This is a genomic window from Vreelandella zhanjiangensis DSM 21076 (genome assembly GCF_000377665.1).
Lineage (GTDB): Bacteria > Pseudomonadota > Gammaproteobacteria > Pseudomonadales > Halomonadaceae > Vreelandella > Vreelandella zhanjiangensis.
Window position 1 is genome coordinate 205,427 of record NZ_KB898649.1, and the last position, 20,003, is coordinate 225,429.

The 20,003-nt window shown below is 59.7% G+C and carries 18 protein-coding genes; 4 read left to right on the plus strand and 14 right to left on the minus strand.

Going from position 1 to position 20,003, the window contains the following annotated elements:
* Positions 1-31: 31 nt before the first annotated feature.
* From cobF to D467_RS0110010, 4 genes are read right to left on the minus strand one after another with little or no spacing between them, the layout of a single operon-like run.
* Positions 32-796, minus strand: a complete 765-nt coding sequence (gene cobF, locus D467_RS0109995; protein WP_018917379.1) for a precorrin-6A synthase (deacetylating) — start codon at positions 794-796, stop codon at positions 32-34.
* Positions 793-1,590 (minus strand): precorrin-4 C(11)-methyltransferase, encoded by a 798-nt coding sequence (gene cobM / locus D467_RS0110000; protein ID WP_018917380.1) that lies wholly within the window; start codon positions 1,588-1,590, stop codon positions 793-795. Before cobM ends, cobF begins: the two co-directional genes overlap by 4 nt.
* A complete protein-coding gene (locus tag D467_RS0110005) occupies positions 1,587-1,985 on the minus strand; it encodes a cobalamin biosynthesis protein (protein ID WP_018917381.1) in 399 nt (132 codons plus the stop codon). The genes cobM and D467_RS0110005 overlap by 4 nt, the downstream gene beginning before the upstream one ends.
* The gene (locus D467_RS0110010; protein WP_018917382.1) at positions 1,982-3,190 is read right to left on the minus strand and encodes a bifunctional cobalt-precorrin-7 (C(5))-methyltransferase/cobalt-precorrin-6B (C(15))-methyltransferase; all 1,209 of its coding nucleotides are present in this window, start codon (positions 3,188-3,190) and stop codon (positions 1,982-1,984) included. The genes D467_RS0110005 and D467_RS0110010 overlap by 4 nt, the downstream gene beginning before the upstream one ends.
* Between D467_RS0110010 and D467_RS0110015 the strand changes: the two genes are divergently transcribed.
* On the plus strand, positions 3,189-3,926 hold the full coding sequence (locus tag D467_RS0110015) for a cobalt-precorrin-6A reductase (RefSeq protein ID WP_018917383.1): 738 nt from the start codon (positions 3,189-3,191) through the stop codon (positions 3,924-3,926). The two genes, D467_RS0110010 and D467_RS0110015, sit on opposite strands and share 2 nt — an antisense overlap.
* Here D467_RS0110015 and cobJ read toward each other — a convergent pair whose 3' ends face one another.
* Genes cobJ through D467_RS0110060 form a run of 9 tightly spaced genes read right to left on the minus strand, consistent with a single transcriptional unit; the run spans position 3,927 to position 15,859 of the window.
* Entirely contained in the window at positions 3,927-4,676 is a 750-nt protein-coding gene (gene cobJ / locus D467_RS0110020) for a precorrin-3B C(17)-methyltransferase (RefSeq protein WP_018917384.1), read from the minus strand.
* Positions 4,673-5,410: a precorrin-2 C(20)-methyltransferase gene (locus D467_RS0110025; RefSeq protein ID WP_018917385.1), complete on the minus strand. Its 738-nt coding sequence runs from the start codon at positions 5,408-5,410 to the stop codon at positions 4,673-4,675. Before D467_RS0110025 ends, cobJ begins: the two co-directional genes overlap by 4 nt.
* Positions 5,407-6,036 (minus strand): precorrin-8X methylmutase, encoded by a 630-nt coding sequence (locus D467_RS0110030; protein ID WP_018917386.1) that lies wholly within the window; start codon positions 6,034-6,036, stop codon positions 5,407-5,409. Before D467_RS0110030 ends, D467_RS0110025 begins: the two co-directional genes overlap by 4 nt.
* Positions 6,026-7,195 (minus strand): ferredoxin-like domain-containing protein, encoded by a 1,170-nt coding sequence (locus D467_RS0110035; RefSeq protein WP_018917387.1) that lies wholly within the window; start codon positions 7,193-7,195, stop codon positions 6,026-6,028. Before D467_RS0110035 ends, D467_RS0110030 begins: the two co-directional genes overlap by 11 nt.
* Positions 7,192-11,052: a cobaltochelatase subunit CobN gene (cobN, locus tag D467_RS0110040; RefSeq protein WP_018917388.1), complete on the minus strand. Its 3,861-nt coding sequence runs from the start codon at positions 11,050-11,052 to the stop codon at positions 7,192-7,194. The genes D467_RS0110035 and cobN overlap by 4 nt, the downstream gene beginning before the upstream one ends.
* Complete coding sequence (gene cobW / locus D467_RS0110045; RefSeq protein ID WP_018917389.1) at positions 11,052-12,164, minus strand: cobalamin biosynthesis protein CobW; 1,113 nt, start codon at positions 12,162-12,164, stop codon at positions 11,052-11,054. Before cobW ends, cobN begins: the two co-directional genes overlap by 1 nt.
* A complete protein-coding gene (locus tag D467_RS0110050) occupies positions 12,151-13,539 on the minus strand; it encodes a cobyrinic acid a,c-diamide synthase CobB (RefSeq protein ID WP_018917390.1) in 1,389 nt (462 codons plus the stop codon). The genes cobW and D467_RS0110050 overlap by 14 nt, the downstream gene beginning before the upstream one ends.
* Positions 13,539-14,132 carry a cob(I)yrinic acid a,c-diamide adenosyltransferase gene (gene cobO, locus D467_RS0110055; RefSeq protein WP_018917391.1) on the minus strand — a complete coding sequence of 198 codons (594 nt, stop codon included), beginning with the start codon at positions 14,130-14,132 and terminating at the stop codon, positions 13,539-13,541. The genes D467_RS0110050 and cobO overlap by 1 nt, the downstream gene beginning before the upstream one ends.
* Entirely contained in the window at positions 14,129-15,859 is a 1,731-nt protein-coding gene (locus D467_RS0110060) for an AAA family ATPase (RefSeq protein ID WP_018917392.1), read from the minus strand. The genes cobO and D467_RS0110060 overlap by 4 nt, the downstream gene beginning before the upstream one ends.
* A gap of 402 nt (positions 15,860-16,261) precedes the next feature.
* On the opposite strand from D467_RS0110060, the gene D467_RS0110065 reads away from it, so the two are divergent.
* From D467_RS0110065 to D467_RS0110075, 3 genes are all read left to right on the plus strand, one after another.
* On the plus strand, positions 16,262-17,317 hold the full coding sequence (locus D467_RS0110065) for a FecCD family ABC transporter permease (protein WP_018917393.1): 1,056 nt from the start codon (positions 16,262-16,264) through the stop codon (positions 17,315-17,317).
* On the plus strand, positions 17,314-18,078 hold the full coding sequence (locus D467_RS0110070; protein WP_018917394.1) for an ABC transporter ATP-binding protein: 765 nt from the start codon (positions 17,314-17,316) through the stop codon (positions 18,076-18,078). The genes D467_RS0110065 and D467_RS0110070 overlap by 4 nt, the downstream gene beginning before the upstream one ends.
* Before the next feature lie 80 nt (positions 18,079-18,158).
* Positions 18,159-19,046 (plus strand): NAD-dependent epimerase/dehydratase family protein, encoded by an 888-nt coding sequence (locus tag D467_RS0110075; protein ID WP_018917395.1) that lies wholly within the window; start codon positions 18,159-18,161, stop codon positions 19,044-19,046.
* A gap of 183 nt (positions 19,047-19,229) precedes the next feature.
* Here the strand turns inward: D467_RS0110075 and D467_RS19165 are convergent, their stop codons facing one another.
* A complete protein-coding gene (locus tag D467_RS19165) occupies positions 19,230-19,841 on the minus strand; it encodes a Yip1 family protein (protein ID WP_018917396.1) in 612 nt (203 codons plus the stop codon).
* Positions 19,842-20,003 lie beyond the last annotated feature (162 nt).

Consider the following 20,003-nt stretch of genomic DNA (forward strand, 5'->3'; position numbering starts at 1 on the left):
TATGGAAAAACATTCCAATTTCATACCGACGTTACAGTAGCGGCTGTTTGGCTAGTAGATAGATATCCATAATCCAGCCGTGCGCTTCACGCAGCGCTGCGCGGTGCTCGATAATCTCGTCGCTTACCTCGCTTAGCGGGCCTTTGATCAGGCACTGTTTATCCATGCCCAGGTAGGCGCCCCACCAGATATAGGTGTCGTCTTGCGGCAGCGTGGTAAACGCCCCGCCACTGTCGAGCATTACGGCAACCGTAGCAGCATCGCTCGGCCAGCCGCGTTCGCGCAGGCGGCGGCCGGTGGTTATTTGGATTGGCTCGGCGAGCGCGTTAAGGGGGATTTTATGCTCGGCGGTGAGCACTTGCAGGCTGGTGATGCCCGGCACTACCTTGACCTCAACGGCGCGGCCGCTATCGGTCAGGCGTTTAGCGATGCGCAGGCTGCTGTCATAAAGCGAAGGGTCGCCCCATACCAGCATTCCTACACGCCCGCCGTTTGACAGGTGCTTATCCATCAGCTCGGCCCACACGCTGGCAATGGCGTTATGCCACTCGTCTACTGCGCTTAGGTACGCGCACTTGGAATCGCGGGTGGGTAAATCGAACTCGACGATACGTGTGCTGGCCGTGTCATTAAGGAGCTGTTCACACAGCACGCGGCGCAGGTCGATAAGGTCTGATTTTGCTTCACCCTTACGGGGTAGCAGAATCACTTCGGCCTCGTTGAGGGCACGCACTGCCGCGAGTGTTACGTGGTCAACGTTGCCGGTGCCAATGCCGATCAGCGAGAGCGTGATCATACGCTGCCCTCTTCATCGCTACTGGCAAACGGCGAATCGGCGGACTGGGGGCGAAAGCGGCGGTCGTAACCTACCGCGTACAGGCTGCTTTCCTGAAAGTTGTCGGATTCGAGTACCGGCCCTACCAGAATCAGCGCCGTGCGCTGGAGCGTGTGGTCGATCAGCGATTCCACCGTGGATAAGCGTCCGCGCACCACGTGCTCATCCGGCCAGCTGGCCCGCCATACAATCGCCACCGGGCACTCTTTACCGTAATGGGGCGTCAGGCTTTCCACCACCTGGGCCAGGTTGTGGATGGAGAGGTGAATGGCAAGCGTTGCCCCCGTGCGGGCAAAGTTGGCAAGCGTTTCAGCTTCCGACATGGCGCTGGCCCGGCCCGGCGTGCGGGTCAGCACCACGGACTGCGCTACGCCGGGTAGCGTGAGCTCCTGGCCAAGCGTCGCCGCCGCCGCCGCAAAGGAAGGCACGCCGGGGGTGACGCTGTAGGGAATATCCAGCGCCCGCAGGCGACGCAGCTGTTCGCCCATGGCGGACCACACCGATAAATCGCCGGAGTGCAGCCGGGCAATATCCTGGCCTGCGGCGTGGGCGGTTTGAATTTCCTGCATGATGTCATCGAGTGACAGCGGCGCGGTGTTGATGATGCGCGCGCCTTCGGGGCAGTGCTCGAGAATCTGCTCGGGCACCAAGGAACCTGCGTATAGGCACACCGGGCAGGCGGCAATCAAATCGCGCCCGCGCAGCGTGAGTAGATCCGGCGCGCCGGGGCCTGCGCCAATAAAATGAACCGTCATAATCCTACTCCTTGCGCCGCTGTGGTCGCCACCGCGGCCGTGGCCTTTCTATCGTCTGAAACCATGCGTGGACCTAAAAGCCGCGCCCCGTGGCCTGCGGCCAGCAGCGCCACGGCTTCGGCCACGCTGCCGGTACCTTTTTCGCGCAGGCTATAGGCGGAATGCGTCAGCGTGGTGGCGCTGGGTAATGCTTCGTCCGGTACGCCGATTACCAATATGTTAAGGTTGCTCCCTAACGCTTGAACCAGGGGCAGCATGCTGCGCGCTGCCGCCAACTGATCAATAGGGCCGTACTCGGCAATCAACTGATCTAGCGCCTGTTCAAGCGACTCACGCGTTGCCTGCCGGCGAAAGCCGAAACCTGCCACATTCATCGCTATTGTTTGCGTAGTCATCGAACGCCGCGCCACTGCACGATCGGGTAGCTGGATTTCCAGCCTCGGCGCGTGCCCATGGGGGCGGCGTGGGCCAGTTCCAGGCGCAGCAGCTCGCCGCCCGCCTGTTGCTGCCAGTGGGCAAGCAAGGCTTCGGATTCCAGGGTGACCGCATTGGCCACCACCCGCGTGCCGTGGGGCAACACCTGCCATAAAGCGTCCAGCAGTTTCTGAGAAAGCCCACCGCCGATAAACACCGCATCGGGCAGTGGTGCATTCTCAAGTACCTCCGGGGCGCGGCCTTCGTTTACTTCCAGCCAATCGACCCCCAGGTTTTCTGCGTTGCGGCGTGCCCGGGCGGCGCGCTCTGGGTGCTGCTCGAAGCCGATGGCCTGATTATCCGGGTGGGCCAGCAGCCACTCAATGGCGATGGAGCCAGAGCCAGTGCCGATATCCCACAGCCGCTCCCCAAACCTGGGGGCAAGTGCGCAAAGCGTCAGGCTGCGCACGGCCTGCTTGGTGATCTGCCCGTCGTGTTCAAAAAAACTATCGGCCAAGCCGGGCGTTAAGGGAAGCGCGGGGCCGTTGCCGGCGACTTCAATACCTACCGCCACCGGGTGGGCGATATCGTCAGGTAGCGAGTCATCCATGCGCAGCTTGCGGATGCGCTCATCCGCACCGACCAGGGCTTCCAGCACGTGGAGTTGAGAATCCGCAAAGCCGAATGTTTTCACTAGCGCGGCCAATTCAGCCACGGCGCTGCCATCGCGCAACAGCACCAGCAGGCGCCGGCCGCCTTGCAGGTAGGGCCGAATGCGGGTGAGCGGTTTGGCGTGCAGGCCCAGGCAGGTGCAGCGCTCAAGCGGCCAGCCTAAGCGGGCCGCCGCCAGGCTGAAGGTCGAGGGCGATGGCACGGCGACCCATTCGCTGGCGTCTACGTGGCGCGCCAGGCTGGTGCCCGCCCCGAACCAGAACGGATCATTGGATACCAGCATGACCACCCGGCGGCCGCGCTCGTTGAGTAGTGCGGGAATGCCGTCAGCAAACGGTACCGGCCACTCGCGGATATCCGCGTTTAACGGGGGAAGCAGGCGCAGGTGACGGCGGGCACCAAACACGATCTCGGCACGCTCAAGCTGCTCGCGGCTTGCCGCTGTCAGGCCCGCTGTGCCACTCTCCCCCCAACCTAACAGTGTGAGCCACGGAGCCTTGTTAACCTCTGCCATGATAAACGTCCTGATTCTTGGGGGTACGAGCGAGGCCAGTGCGCTAGCCTGCGCCGTTAGTCAGCGCGGCATCCCCGCCATCTTCAGCTATGCAGGCCGCGTTAAAACGCCTAAAACACAACCCCTGCCCACCCGCGTGGGCGGTTTCGGCGGCGCCGACGGTTTGGCGGCTTTTATTACCCAACAGCGCATTACTCATATTATTGATGCGACCCACCCGTTTGCCACGCAGATGAGCTATAACGTGTTGGCCGCCGCCCAGCAAACCGGCGTACCGGCGATTGCCCTGACGCGCCCGGCCTGGGCGCCCACCGCTCATGATGACTGGCAGAGCGTGGCGAGCATTGAAGATGCGGTTAGCGCCCTTGAGGGCCCGCCCCAGCGCGTGCTGCTCGCCATCGGCCGCATGCACCTTGCCGCGTTTGCCGCGCAGCCTCAACACCACTATGTGCTTCGTCTGGTTGACGAGCCAACCGCCCCGCCGCCGCTTGCCCATTTCACCACCACGGTGGACAGAGGCCCGTTCACGCTGGAAGGCGATTTAGCACTATTCAAAACTCAGCGTATCGAGCGCATCGTGTGCAAAAACGCCGGCGGCGAAGGTGCCGTTTCAAAACTTGACGCCGCTCGCGCGCTTGGCGTGCTGGTCGTCATGATTGACCGCCCGGCGCTGCCCGCTCGCCATGAAGTGCATAGCGTTGATCAGGTGCTTGCCTGGCTTAACGATCGTTCCTGATCAAAGCGCCGAACGCGGCGTATACACCAGCGGCTCGCCGTCTCGCTCGATCAGCCGGGTTTGCCGGGAGCCAACAATCACCAGCGTGCGCATATCCGCCATTTCCGGTGTGGCGTCTTTTAAGGCCGTTACGCGGATTGATTCGTCAGGCGTTGAAACCGCGCGGGCGAAGATGATTAACCGTTCAGGCTCACACGCCTCGCGCAGCACTTCTAGGGTGCGCTCAAACCCTACCGGGCGCGATTTTGAGCGCGGGTTATAAAACGCCATCGCAAAATCCGCTTCCGCCGCCAGGCGCAGGCGCTTTTCGATCAGCGCCCAAGGCTTCAAATTGTCAGATAAATTGATGCAGCAGAAGTCATGCCCCAGCGGTGCACCCGCACGGGCGCTGGCCGCGAGCATGGCAGAAATTCCTGGCATCACCTGAATATCCAGTGCGCGCCACACGGCATCGCCCGCCTCCAGCGCTTCAAACACCGCGGATGCCATGGCAAATACGCCGGGGTCGCCAGAGGAAACCACCACGACTCGATGCCCTTCAAGCGCCAGCTGTAATGCCTGCTCGGCACGGCGAATCTCTTCGCGGTTGTCTGAGCCGTGGCGGGTCAGGCCATCGCGCGGTGCTACTCGGTTCACGTAGGGTACGTAGCCCACCACGTCCGTGGCGTCACTAAGCGCGGCCGTTACTTCCGGGGTAATCATCGCATCCGCGCCCGGCCCCAGGCCGACAATTTTTAGCCAGCCGCTCATGGGCGCCTCCCGTTGCCGTGAATCAGCACAATCGAGAAGTAAGGCACGCTCTCGCCAACGTCTACCAACGGCAACACGCGCTGCTGCTCCATGGCGGCGTACTCAATCAACCACGCCTGATCTCCCCGGCCCGCGTGTTTAAGCGCTCGGCGTAGCTTGTTCAGGTTGCGCCCAATCTTCATGACCACCAGCGCGTCGGTATCAGCGATATGTTTAACGAGCGTTTCTTCCGGCAGCGTGCCCATCAGCACGGTGAGAATATCGTCGCCCCAAGTGATAGGCTGCCCGGTCGCCGTCCAGGCGGCCGACATGCCGGTAATACCCGGCACTACCGATACCGGCACCTGATTCAGCAGCCGCGTATATAGGTGCATAAACGAGCCGTAGAAGAACGGGTCGCCTTCACAGAGCACCACCACGTTGCAACCGGCGTTGGCTATCTCGATCAGTTGGGCCACGCATCGCGAGTAAAACTCTGAGAGCAGCGCGTTGTACTGCGGGTCGTCGAAGGGAATTTCCGTGGTGACCGGGTACTCCATGGGCAGCTCAATGGTGCCGGGGGCTAACAGGCCTTCAACAATGCTGCGCGCATGGCCCTTGCGGCCCTTTTTACGAAAATAGGCGATATGTGTAGCGCCACGAATCAGCCGGTCGGCGCGCACGCTCATCAAGTCCTGGCTACCTGGCCCTAGGCCAACGCCGTAAACCGTGCCTTGTGTGGATGCCTGAGTCATTCGACGCGATCCGCCATGGCGTTGATGGCCGCGACCGTTACTGCACTGCCACCCAAGCGGCCACGTACGATGCAGCTGGGAATTTCAGATGTTGCCCACAGCGCTTCCTTGGACTCAGAGGCGCCTACAAAGCCTACCGGGCAGCCGATTACCGCCGCTGGGCGCGGGCAGTTTGGGTCTTCCAGCATGTTCAAAAGATGAAACAGCGCGGTGGGTGCGTTGCCAATTGCCACCACGGCGCCTTCTAAATGCGGGCGCCATAATTCAAGCGCCGCGGCCGAACGGGTGTTAGCCATTTCCTGGGCGAGGTGTAGGGTACGCTCATCGTTCAGGGTGCAAATAATCTCGTTATTGGCCGGCAGCCGCTTGCGGGTGATGCCTTCAGACACCATGCGTGCATCACAAAGAATCGGCGCGCCGCGTTCGAGTGCTGAACGCGCTTTATTGACCGCGTCATTTTGAAAGTGAATATGCGCGGCCAACTCGACAAGCCCGGCGGCGTGAATCATGCGCACGGCAACGGTCTCTTCCTCGGCTGAAAAGCGCGCAAGGTCGGCCTCGCTGCGGATAATCGCGAAGGATTCCCGGTAAATCGCCGGGCCACTTGTTTCGTACTTATAGGGCACCCAAACTCTCCAAATATTCGACGACCTCAGTCTCGGTGAGGCCTGTCTTAACGGGCGTGCTCTGGGCACCACCCTTAACAATAAGATTAAATCGGCCTGCCTGACCGACCAGGCACACATCGGCCGATGAACGGCGGGCGCACCCCTTGGCGCAGCCGGATATATGAACGCTATGTCTTTTAACGTCGGGCGCTAACCGCTTGGCCAGCAGCTGGGTAGCAACGCTTGCCTGGGCGCAGTAAGGCGCGCCGGGGCAGGCATCCATCAATAAGCGCGTATCCTGGTTATCATTGATCAACCCTTTAACCGGCTCACTTGCGCCCTTGACCCATAACCGTCGCCACGGCGTTACCCGCACATGGCTCACCGCCGCAGGTGTTACCGCTGCCCGCAATGCAGCGGCGGCTGCGCGGCCAAACGGCAACCCGTAAACCATGCCCGTTTGATGCTTGCCAAGCGCCAACGCCGCGCCTGGCATTTCACCCGCACTTACACAAGCGCTTGCGGGGCGCATTTTAGCAGGTGACCACGCGGGAAGCGGCACTTTATGCCGCTGCATCCGACCGGCGTCATTTCCGCCGCTTTCTACAAACCAGTGCGTCAGGCGTATTAAATGCTCAACGGCAGCCTCAATAGAGCCCACCGGCGTACCGCAGGGCTGGCCTTCGGCGCGCACTATCAGCCCGCCGTCGATTGAGCGCTCAACTCGAAAATCAGCGGCGGTATCTCCCAGTACCGCTAACTCACCCGCATCAATGGCAATACCGACTTTGCTGGGCATCGCGGCCAGTTCGTTGCCTCGCGCCTGTAACAAGCAGGCAAGTTGATGCGTGTCATCGCCCACCTGCCAGCCGGGCGCCAGCAGGCACTGAGGCTGCTGCTCAATGGTTGGGTCCGCGCTGACCAATTCATGCGCCATCAAAAAATCCATTAGCAGCGGCCATGTGCTTTCTGAGACGCCGCGCAGCTGAATATTGGCGCGGCTGGTTAGTTCAATCAGCCCGTTGCCGAAGGTTTCTGCTGCGTCGCACAGCGCGAGCACCTGCACCTTGGAAAGCTGCCCGAGCGGTGGGCGCACGCGTACAAGCCAGCCATCGCCGGTTTCCATGGGCCGCCAGGCGCCGGGGCACCAGCCTTTGATCAGCGGACTAGTGCTCATAAACTGGCGGTTTCCCTGGCTTCGTCCATTTCCAGCAGCAGGTCTTGCAGCGCGTCGCCGTGCTCGCCGGGTTCTTGCCACATGCCGCGCTGGGCGGCTTCCAGCAACCGCTCGGCCATCTCTTCAAGGGCTGCGGGGTTATGCTCACGTAAAAACTGCTGATTAGCCTCATCAAGCACCAGCGCTTCGCTCACCTGGGCGTACTGGTAATCCGCCACCAAATCCGTGGTGGCGTCGTAAGCAAACAGGTAGTCGACCGTGGCGGCCATCTCAAACGCGCCCTTGTAGCCGTGTTCGCGCATGGCGTTGATCCACTTTGGGTTCAACACGCGCGAGCGAATGACCCGCGCAAGCTCCTCTTTGAGCGTGCGAATTTTGGGTACGGCGGGGTTGGCGTGGTCGGCGTGATAGATCTCCGGCGCCTGGCCGGCAAGCGCGCGGGTGGCGTTAGCCATGCCGCCCTGAAAAGCGTAGTAGCTGTTGGAATCGAGAATATCGTGCTCGCGGTTATCCTGATTCTGCATCACCGCATCCAGCCCTTTGATCTGCTGCTCAAAGGCGCCGCGTGCGGCGGTGCCGGAATCCGCAAACTGCCCGTAAGCGTAGGCACCGGTGCCCAGGTAGGCTTCAGCCAGGTCATCGGCATCGCCCCAGCTACGGTTTTCAATCAGCCGGTTCAGGCCTGCCCCATACTCGCCAGGCTTGCTGCCAAAAATACGGTAGCTCGCTTCCTGGGCGGCCATTTCGGCACTCACCCCTTGAGCTTCAAGGGCGTGCTGACGTTCAAGCACGGCAGCACGAATGGTGTTGCTATCACCTGGTTCTGCATAGTTGGCAACCGCTTGCACGGCGGCATCAAACAGGCGAATCACGTTGGGGAAGGCATCGCGAAAGAACCCCGATACGCGCAGCGTGACATCTACCCGTGGGCGGTTAAGCAGCATCGAAGGGATTACTTCAAAATCGATCACCCGCTGAGAACCCAATGACCACTTGGGCCGCACGCCCATCAGCGCAAAGGCCTGGGCGATATCGTCGCCGCCGGTGCGCATGGTCGCGGTCCCCCAGATGGAGAGCCCCAAGCGGCGCGGGTAGTCACCGTGATCCTGCAGGTAGCGTTCGACAAACGCCTGGGCGGATTTTTCACCCAGCGTCCAGGCGGCGGGCGATGGGATCGAGCGGTTATCTACGCTGAAAAAGTTGCGCCCGGTGGGCAGCGTATCCAACCGCCCCCGGCTCGGCGCACCGCTCGGCCCGGCGGGTACGAAAATTCCCTCAAGCCCATCCAGCAGCGAGCCAATCTCCATCTTTACGCCCTGCTGCATGGCGGCCCACAGCTGCTCGCGGGCAAATTTAAGCTGCTCGACCGTGGCGGGATACACCTGGGCAAGCGCGGCCAAATCCCCTTGGGCCAGCACATAGTCGGCCACCAGCTCTTCACCAAGCAGCTCCAGCCGCTCGCGAGTATCGGCGCCGGTTCGCCAGGCAGTGGTTAGTTTGCCTGCCAGCACAGCCGGTTTAGGACCAAGCCAAGGCTCGCTGCCCGCCGCCAGCGGATCGAAGTCTTCCCCCAGCGCCAGGTCAGCAGCCAGATTGTGCAGCAAGCCACGGCTTGCCACCGCTTCACCACGCGGCAGCCTTAACAGGGCTACCAGCGTAGCCGCCCGTTTCTCCTCGGGCGGAAGCGTGCCCAGTATATGCAGGCCGTGGCGAATCTGAGCTTCCTTGATATCGCACAAAAAGGTGTCCAGCTCGTTGAGAATTTCGCTGTCACAACTGCTGTTCACCGCGTGGGCAAGCTCCTGATCGATGCCAGTTGCCCGCAGATGCAAAAGTATCTGCTCGCGAATCAGCGCTTCGCGACGCGGGTCCATATCCAGCGCCTGATAATACTCATCGGTAAGCGCTTCAAGCTCGGCCATGGGTCCGTAAAGTTCAGCGCGCGCCAGCGGCGGCATCAGGTGGTCGATAATTACCGCCTGGCTTCTGCGCTTGGCCTGGGCGCCTTCGCCGGGGTCGTTGACAATAAACGGGTAGAAATGCGGCATCGGCCCGAGCGCGATATCCGGCCAGCATTCGGCGCTTAGCGCGGTGCTTTTACCCGGCAGCCACTCAAGATTACCGTGCTTGCCCACATGAATAACCGCCTCGACCTGATAGTGCTCGCGCAGCCAGAGGTAAAACGCCAGGTAGCTATGCGGCGGCGCCAGCTCCATATCGTGGAAGGACTGGGTCAGGTCATCAATAAAGTCGCGCTCGGGCTGGATGCCCACGAAGGTTTCGCCAAAGCGGATACCCGAAATCATCAGCCGCCCCTGACGGCATTTGGGGTCGTCTTGCGGCGCGCCCCAGCGGGTCCATATCGTTTTTTGAAGCGCGGCGGGCAGGGTTTGAAACCAGGCCAGATAATCCTCAACGCTAATACTTTGCCAGCAGGCACGCTGATCGAGACTGTCATGATCGTTAGTAACCGCGCCCTGGAGCAGGCGAATCAGCGCATCGCCGCTTTCCGGCAACTGGCTTAGCGGATAACCGGCACTTTTCAGAGCGTTTAGAATTTGCAGCGTAGAGGCCGGTGTATCCAGCCCTACCCCGTTACCGATACGCCCATCGCGATTGGGGTAGTTGGCCATAATCAGCGCGACGCGCTTTTGGGCGTTGGGCGTTTGGCGCAGCGCGCAAAACCGCCGAGCCAGTTTGGCCACAAAGGCAGCGCGTTCCGGGTGCAGCGTGTGGTGCGTAACTGAGAGCTGGGCGCGGGCGTTATAGTGCGCCTCAGCTTTAAACCCAACGGCGCGGGTGATAATCCGCCCGTCCATTTCGGGTAGCACTACCTGCATGGCAACATCCCGGCTATGCAGGCCTGCGGCCATGCCCTGCCAGTCATCCAAAGTGCTGCTGGCGAGTATCGCCTGAAGTACGACGGGCCGCCCGACAAAAAGGCTTTCATGAAGATTACTGCCCAGTTCATCTGCGGCAGTGGCGTCATCGGCGGTACGGTTTACTGAAAAGCTGGTGGTATTGACCACCAGCATAGCGCCAGTTTGCTCGATGAGATGGTTGGCAAACGCGATGCAGTGGCCTTCTTTTAAAGAGGCCACCGCGACGGCTAACGGCTCAAGCCCTTCGGCTTTCAGCGCGTCGATCATGCCGTCGAGCACAGCGGTATTCGCACCCTGCAGGTGGCTTCTATAAAATAGCAACAAGCACACCGGGCGCTCTGCAATACGCTGCTTGTGCCATTCGCTTAGGCTGACCGCCTGCTGACCGTTGGCTTGGGGTGCGTAAATTACCGCCGCCGGAATCACTTTAGGCTCTTGCCACGCATACTCATGCGCCAAGTACTCATGTGTTAGACACTCGTGCGCTAGGCATTCACTTCCGATAAAGCGCAGCAGCTGCTCGGCGTTGTCCACGCCGCCTTCGCGTAAATAGCGCCACACGCGATAGGCATCGTCAAAGGCTATGCTTGAGTCTTCAAGCAAAGCATCGTCCGGGGCGTCGCAGCCGGGCACCAAAATCAGCTGGCGCTCGGGCTTGGCAGCCGCCCAGGCCAGAAGCCGCTCGTAGCCGTACTGCCAATAGCCCTTTCCACCCAGCAGTGACACCACCACCAGCCGGGCCTTTTCCAGCACGCGGTATTCGTAAAGATCAAACGCCGCCGGTTTCACCAGGTTCATCCAGTTCGCCAGCCGCACCGAGGGGTAGTCATCGCCCAGGCGATCAACCGCTTGGGCCAACGCCGACAAGTTACTGTCAGCGGCGGACATAATGACAACCTCGGCAGGGCTTTGCTGCAGGTCGATGATGCCTTCATCATCAACAAAGCCCCCCGGTTTGGCGGCGAAAAGATGCATCAGGCGCTTACCGACGTCTCAGCGCTGGCCAGCGCCTTATGGATTTCATCGCTGTTCAGCGTTTTACCAATAATCACCAGCTGTGTTTGGCGCGCCTCGTCCTGGCGCCACAAACGGTCAAAATAGCCGTCCAGGCGCTCGCCAACGGCCTGGATGACTCGGCGCATGGGCTTACCGGGAATGGCCGCAAAACCCTTGGCGCGATAGATCTCCTGGGTTTTCAGCAGTTGTTGAAGCCTGGCCGCCAGCTCATCGCCATCGACTTCGCCCAGCGTAATGACGCAGGAATCAAAGTTATCGTGGGCGTGGTCGTGGTGGGCGCCTTCGGCATGGTGCTTGTCGTGATGGTTGGTAATCTTGTCAATATGCTCTTCACTGGCCGCACCAATGCCCATCAGGGCTTCCAGCTGGGCCGTGTCAGTCGCTAGCGTTTGGTCGATAAACAGCGTTTTGACCGATGCGGACACCCGCGCCTGTACCAGCGCTTCAACCCGGGCTTTTTCGTCGGCGTTCAGCAGGTCGGTTTTACTGACCAGCACTAAATCCGCCGCGCTTAGCTGGTCATCCAGCAGTTCGCGCAGGCTGGGGTCGTGGTCCAGGCTATCATCGGCCAGCCGCTGGGCGGCCACTTTTCCTTCGTCGTTGGCAAACCGGCCAGCGGCTACGGCAGGTCCGTCGATCACGGTGATAATGGCATCCACGGTGCAGTGCTGGCGGACTTCCGGCCAGTTAAACGCCTGCACCAGCGGCTTGGGCAAGGCCAGCCCGCTGGTCTCGATCAGGATGTGGTCGATATCATCACGCCGCGCCACCAGCTTTTTCATCACCGGCAAAAACTCTTCTTCTACCGTGCAGCAAATGCAGCCATTGGCCAGCTCGTAAATACTGCCGTCTTCACCGGCGTCGACTTGCTCGCCCTCTTCAGCTCCGTCTTCACAACCTAGCGCACAGCTACGCAGCAGGCTTGAGTCGATATCCTGCTCGCCAAACTCATTGACGATCACGGCAATCCGCTTGCCGGTAATCTGGCGCAGAATATTGGCCAGCAACGTGGTCTTGCCGCTACCTAGAAAGCCAGTCACAACCGTGGCGGGAATTTTATTTAACTGCATGCGAGGATTCCTCAATTTGGGGGCTTGCGGCCGTGGCCTGCGCTGAATCGTTGCCAAGACCGAGGCTAAGCAGACGCGCTACCGCAGCAGGATTATTCGGGAAAAACAGGTGTAAGTACGTCGCCGTTAAGCGACCGGCACGGTAGATCGGCTCGCCAGGCGCGGGGTGGCGCTGGCGGCGCCCGTAAGCCATCGGTTCAGGCATTTGCTCGGCCATCGAGCGGTGATGGGCATGGCCACGAACCGGCCCTTCGGGCAGCTCGGCGGTCTGCATGCCCTGGCAGCCGCGCCGCCCACGCATGGCACCGTGCCCCGGCAGTAAGCCGAGCATGGGGTGAGTGTTCTCGGCATAGTCGGTTAGCGTTTCCAGGCTATACAGCATGCCACCACACTCGGCGAGGATGGGTTTACCCGCGCTAAAGAAGCCGTTAATGGCATCGCGCATGGCGGTATTCGCCGCAAGCGCCTGCGCATGAAGCTCCGGGTAGCCGCCAGGTAGCCAAAGGGCATCGCACTCGGGTAGTTCGGCATCGCTCAGTGGTGAGAAAAAGCGCACCTGCGCACCCATCTGCGCCAGCAGGTCCAGGTTGGCCTGATAAATAAAGCTGAACGCCGCATCGCGGGCCACGCCTACTGTCTGCCCAGCCAGTGCCTGCGGCACAGCAGGAAGCGCCTCAGTAGAAGCACTAAAGCTGACCGGCGAAAGCGTGGCGAGCGCGTCCAACAGCCCTGCGGCTTCCAGCGCCTGCGCCGCGGCTTCAAAGCGAATTTCCAGATCGTCGCGAATCTCTTCCGCCTGCACCAGGCCCAGATGACGCTCGGGAAGTGCCAGCTCAGGGTCACGCGGTACGGCAGCTAAAAAAGGAATGGCTGCGGGCAGCGCGCCTTCAATCAGCTCCCGGTGGCGCTGGGAGCCGCAGTTATTGGCAATCAGCCCGGCAATTTGAATGTCGTCACGAAAGCCAGCCAGCCCCGTTACCAGTGCAGCGGCTGTTTGGGCCATGCCTTTAACATCCATCACGATGGCCATGGGAATGCCGAACAGCGCGGCTAAATCGGCACTGGAAGGCTCGCCGTCAAACAGGCCCATGGCGCCTTCCACGAGAATCAAATCGGCTTCAACAGCGGCTTCATAAAAGCGCTGGCGGCAGTAGGCTTCGCCTGCCATCCATAAATCGAGCTGGTCAACCGGTTGGCCAGAGGCCTGGGCGAGTATTTGCGGGTCCAGGTAGTCCGGCCCGGTTTTAAATACCCGCACCACCTTGCCCTGATTGCGCAGCAGCCGCGCAAGCCCGGCGGTTACCGTGGTTTTGCCCTGACCTGAGGCAGGTGCTGAAATAAACAGCGCGGGGCAGCGGGTAGAAGGTGTACTCATCAGTACTCGATCCCCGCCTGGGCTTTAACGCCGCCGCGAAACGCATGGCGCTCATCCTGAACGATGCTGATAGTGTCGGCAATTTCCTGAAGCGGCTGCGCCATGGTGCGCCCGGTAATAATCACATTCTGATGCGCCGGGCGGCGCTGCAAAGCTTCTACCACCGGCACCGGGTCCAGGTAGCCGTACTTGAACATGTAGCTCATTTCGTCCAGCACGATGATGTTGTAGGCCGGGTCTTCCAACAGGCCCTTGGCGATTTCCCAGGCAGCTTCGGCGGCTTGAATATCGCGCTCGCGGTCCTGGGTTTCCCAGGTAAAGCCCTGGCCCATGATGTGCCAGTCAAGCCTTGGGTGATCGCGAAAGAACAGGTATTCGCCGGTTTCACGCCGCCCTTTAATGAACTGAATGACCGCGCCTTTTTGACCATGCCCCAGCGAGCGCGCCAGCGTACCGAGCGCCGAGCTGCTTTTACCCTTGCCGTTGCCTTTGAGCAGGATTAATACCCCGCGCTCTTCAGTCGCGCGACTGATGCGCTCATCGACCACCTCTTTTTTGCGCTGCATGCGGTTTTGGTGATTGCTATCGCTCATGCTGACTCCTGGGTGGGCAGTGCCCAATACAAGGCGCCCAGCTGCTGGGCAAGGCGCGACGCCTGGCCGCGTTTTACAAATGAGTGTTCGGTATCCATCACTACACAATCGCCAAGCGTTGGCAGGTCTGCAACGGATTCGCGAGTGCGCCCATCGGTGATCAAGTAGGTACGTATATGAAGGCCGGGTTCACGCCGCTGCCACTGACGAATCAACTTTCCTGCCTCCTCAACCGCTTTACGCAGCGGCGTACCGCCCCCGCCACCGGCACTGTTTAGCGTAGCCTCCAGGCTTTTGGGCGCACGCTGGCGGGTGAGTAGCGGTGTCACCGTATTGTTGCCAAATCCCAGCACGGCCATCTGCTCGCGAGCGCTGTATGCCTGGCGGGTCAGGCTATCCACCCAGCCCTTGGCCTGGCCCAACAGGCGCTTACCCAGCGTCGAGCCGGAGGTGTCCAGCAGTACCAGGTGCAGCACCGGCTGCCCAGTGCGCGCTTTTTGATAACGCAACTGCCGCCAGGGCCACTGACCACGATTGGCGATCAGCGTGGCGAACCAGTCGGGGCGAGAGGTAGACGAAGGTGGTTTATTAGCTCGCCCCTGGCCTAACTCGGTGCCCTTACGCGTACCGCCAAGTGAAAGCAGCTGCTTAGCCGCAGGCCGGTTGATGGGTGTAAGCGCAGGGAGATTCAGCGGCTGGCTATCCAGCATGTTCTGCGCGATGGGCGGCATGGCGCCCCACTGCCCCTGCTCGCCTGAATGCCCACCGGCAGACGATTGACCGCCAGAAGGCTTTTCATTTGGCGTGGACGAAGACGGCGGCGTTGTTGGCGGTGTCGGTGGCGGTGTGGAAGATTCATGCGTACGCCTATGGGCCAATACCCAAGGCTCAATGGTATCGACATCGTCCTGGGTGATCGTATCGCCCCCCCGCCAAGCGGCATGGGCCTGAGCGGCACGGTGCCAGGTAACATCGGCCCGCAGGCCTTCAACGCCTGCCTCTTCACATCGCCTGGCGATGTGCGCGTAAACCCAGTCAGGTGCGGTAACGGCAGCAAGCGTGCGGCGCGCCTGCTCGATACGTTCACGCAGGGCTGACTGCTCTGCAGCGTAGTCGGCAATAAAGCTTTCGGGGTCACGGTCGAAGGCATCGCGCTGCTGCACAATGGCGATGCGCTCTTCGATACTCATTGAAGCGGGCTGTTCAAGGCAGAGGCCAAACCGGTCGAGCAACTGCGGGCGCAGCTCGCCTTCATCCGGGTTCATGGTGCCAATCAGGCTAAAACGCGCCGCGTGAGAGTGGCTGATACCGTCGCGCTCAACGATATTGACCCCACTTGCGGCTACATCCAGCAGCAGGTCGACTAGGGTATCGGCGAGCAGATTGACTTCATCAACGTACAAAACGCCGCCATGCGCTCTGGCCAAAAGCCCTTCATGAAAGGTGGCTTCGCGTTCGTTCAATACCTTTTGCAGGTCCAGGCTGCCGGTCAGGCGGTCTTCACTGGCGCCTAGCGGCAAGGTCACAAACGGCGACTTGCCGCCCTTGTCAGATTCGGGCAGCAGTGCCGCCAGCGCGCGGGCGAGGGTTGATTTTGCGCTGCCTCGCGGGCCGCTAATCAGCACCCCGCCAATGCGCGGGTTGATTACGTTTAAAAGCAGCGCTTTCTTAAGCGATGCCTGGCCGACGACGGCGGTAAAGGGAAACTCAACCACAGGCATCACCATGGGTAAAAGGAACATTGACTTGATTTAACAAGAAGATATTGAGCGACTGAGAGCCGCAACAAGCGCGTAAAGCGCATACTTTACAAGCGGGTAAAACTAATACATTAAGCAGCGCATGGACACTGCAATACACGTGAAAGTTATTCATCCCTGACACGAGAATAACGATAGAGCCAAACCCCGTGAAAGTGGCTACAATAACCGCGCATTATAGAGGATGGCGTCAGGTGGAAGCCACCTCGCCACTTCAGCAAGTCGTCAATATCAAAGGTTTTTTAGTGTTTTATCCTCTCGTCTTCGGCAGTCTGTCGAGCTTTATGTCCATCGGTACCCGGAACACCATCTCATGAAGTTCGCCCCCGCCCTATTTAATACGCCTTTCACACAATGAAAGCCATTGCCATGCAAAGCGCCCCGATGGCTCGCACTCAGGCGCACTGGCTTTGGCTTGCGCCCTTGGTGCTGCTGATCGCGCTGCTTGCCGGTACGGCGATTGGTGAAACGGCGATTCCCGTGGATACGATTCTCAAGGTATTGGCTAATCATCTTCTGGGTGCTAACTACGCCGTTGATCGTATCGATGCTGGGATTATCTGGAACTACCGGCTAAGCCGCGCCATCGTTGCGGCGTGCTGCGGCACCGCGCTGGCGCTGGCCGGAGTTGTGCTCCAGGCGTTACTGCGCAACCCCTTGGCTGACCCCTACTTGATGGGTATTTCGGCCGGCGCCTCAACCGGTGCCGTAGCCGTTACGGTGGCGGGCCTTGGCGCGGGGGCTTTCACCTTATCTGCCGGAGCATTTGCCGGAGCGGGACTTGCATTTGGTTTGGTAGTACTGCTTGCCCATGCGGCCAGCAGCGGGACCGGCGGTGGGCGCAGTACTCAGGCGGCCGGGGCCATCATTCTGGCGGGTATTGCAGGTTCTCAGCTGTTTAATGCGCTCACCGCCTTCATCATTACCAAGTCGGCCAGTGCCGAGCAGGCGCGCGGCATTATGTTCTGGCTACTGGGCAATCTTTCCGGCGTGCGCTGGGCTGATGTGATGATTGCTCTCCCAGCGGCCTTGGGCGGCCTGTTGATTTGCCTTTGGCACCGCCGCGCATTGGATGCCTTTACCTTTGGCGCCGACAGCGCGGCTTCCATGGGCATCGCCGTTCGCCCGACCCGCGGGTTATTAATTATCGCGGTGGCGCTGGTCACAGCCATTATGGTATCGATGGTCGGCGCTATTGGTTTTGTTGGCTTGGTAATTCCCCATGCCATGCGTTTTATCGTGGGTACCCAACATACTCGTTTGGTGCCCGCTTCGGCACTTGCTGGCGCCGTGTTTTTGATTGGCTCAGATATTCTTTCGCGCATTCTGGTGCCCGGCCAGGTACTGCCGATTGGGGTGATTACCTCGTTGATTGGCGCGCCGGCCTTTGCGTTGATTCTTGTGCGCGGCACGAGGAACCGATGAAATTAACTGCACAACAGCTGGGGTGGAGCGTACATGGGCGCACGCTGTTAGAAGACGTTTGTCTTGATGTAGCGCCCGGCCAGACCTTCGGCCTGATTGGCCCGAACGGCTCCGGTAAAACTACGCTATTACGCCTGCTGGCAGGTTTGAATAAACCTAAAACAGGCCGCGTACATATAAACGACCGGTCGATTGCCAAAATGCGCCAGCGGCATATCGCGCAATCCATCGCGCTGGTTGAGCAACAGGCGGAAACCACCGACAGGATCCACGTGCGCCAGGTCGTGGGGCTGGGCCGAACGCCGTTCCTTTCGGCGCTGCGCCCGTGGTCAGCTCAGGATGACGCCATTGTGGATCAGGCGCTGAGCGATGTAGATATGGCGCATATGGCGGACCGGCTCTGGCACACGCTTTCCGGCGGCGAGCGCCAGCGCGTGCATATTGCCCGGGCGCTTGCCCAGCAGCCCAAAATCCTCCTGCTGGATGAGCCCACCAACCACCTGGATATTCGCCACCAGCTGTCGATTCTTGAGCTGGTCAGGCAGCTGCCCATCACCGTGGTAATTTCCCTGCACGATCTGAATCAGGCCATGGAGTGCGACCGTATTGGCGTGATGGACGGTGGACGCCTGATCGCCAGCGGCCAGCCACATGACGTGCTGACTACCGAGCGCTTACAAGAGACGTTCGGTGTGTATGCCCACGTGCTGGATGATCCCATTGACGGCAAACGGATCATGCGTTTTAGAAGCGCGGTTTAAACGCTTTTCGGCGGTATAACGCTTTCTTTGCTAAGGTGTGGGTTCTTGTAACGAACTCTTACAATAAACGGGAACTCCACATGCGTATTTTGTTTACCGGTGGTAGTGGCAAGGCTGGCCGTCATGCGACCGCGTATTTGCGCGACCAGGGTCACAGCATCACCAATCTGGACTGGGTAGCGTCCGATGTGCCGGGCATCACCACGCTGAAGGTAGACTTGACCGACGCGGGCCAAGTGTTCAATGCGTGCCAAGCTTACGCCACTTTCGATGAGCTGGAGCCGGGCACTGGAATGCCACGCTACGATGCCATCGTTCACTTTGCCGCTATCCCCGCCATTCTGCACCGCCCGGATAACGAAACCTACCGTATCAATACGCTAAGCACCTACCATATTCTGGATGCTGCCACCCGGCTGGGCATCCCCAAGATAATCTTTGCCTCCAGCGAAACCACCTACGGCATCTGCTTTGCCGATGGCGAGAAGCTGCCAGACTACCTGCCTATCGATGAAGAGCACCCCACTGTGCCGCAAGACAGCTACGCCATGAGCAAGGTAGTCAACGAAGTAACCGCGCGTTCGTTTCAAGCGCGCTCAGGCATCGACATTTACGCCCTGCGTATCAATAACGTGATCGAGCCTCACGAGTACCGCCAAAACTTCCCGGCGTATATGGATAACCCGGCGCTGCGCCGACGCAACATCTTCGCCTATATTGATGCCCGCGACTTGGGTCAGATGGTCGACTGCTGTCTGAAAACGGATGGCTTGGGTTACGAGGTGTTTAACGTCGCCAATGAGGATCTATCGGTAGGGCTTACCAATGCCCAGGTGATTGAGCGCTTCTATCCTGGCGTACCTGTACAGCACGCAATGGGAGAATATGAGACGTTCTACAGTATCGACAAAGCGCGGCGCCTGGTGGGTTTCGAACCGCGTCACTCTTGGCGAGCTGAGCTGGAGTAGTAAATCAACACGTCTTACTTTCTTGTCTTACTTTCTCATCTCACTATCTCGCCTCACTATCTCAGAAAAGGATTCCCTGTAAGATTCCTGATCAGTGCATGAGGACTACGCGCTTGGCAATATGCCTCGTGCGTAGTGCTGCTGACTGCACCTCCGGGGCCATCTATCTTGCTATCTATTTTGCTATCGTAAGAACCGCCACACCACGCTGTGTTCAGATCCCATGCTCCATAGCAGCACAACGATCGCAAGCAGCACTTCTAATACCAGCACGCCGATGCATAGCGTCGCGGTTGACATGATAAAGCCACGCTTATGGCTGATACCCAGGAAACTGGGCGTTCCCTTGTAGAGCAGGTAAGCGCTGTAAAGTAGGCCAATCACTATGCCCAACATGCAAAACCAGAAAACCGGATAAAGCGCAAAAACACCGCTCAGAAACATCGGCGTGGCAATGTATCCCGCGAAAATAATACAGTCGCGGCGGCTAGGACGGCTCTCCAGCTTGCGGGCTAGCCAGTAAATCACATTGCCGACCAAACCAACGGCCACTAACATCAGCGCATAGAACGCAACACCTAGCGCCAGGCCATTGGTAATAGAGACTTTATAGGTATCGATACCGCCATAGGTCCAACCCAGACGGGTCGTGCCGATTAGCGCACAGACCACAGGTATAGCCGCCAGAATAAGCACATGGTGGGCATAGAGATGGCTGACGGATTCATGCTCGTCACTGATTTTATGCCACTCTACGTCAGGATGATGGAGGAGCCCCCAAACATGGTGGATCATAACGACCTCCCGCTAATGCAAAGGCATAGCACTTGAAACCAGCACCTGGGACCAGCTGCTGGGATCAGACTTGAGATCAGGTGATGATCAGTGGGGTCAATCATCAAGGCCCAAACCCACTTTTAGTGTAGATCACCAGGTCTATTTATGACGCTTAATGGC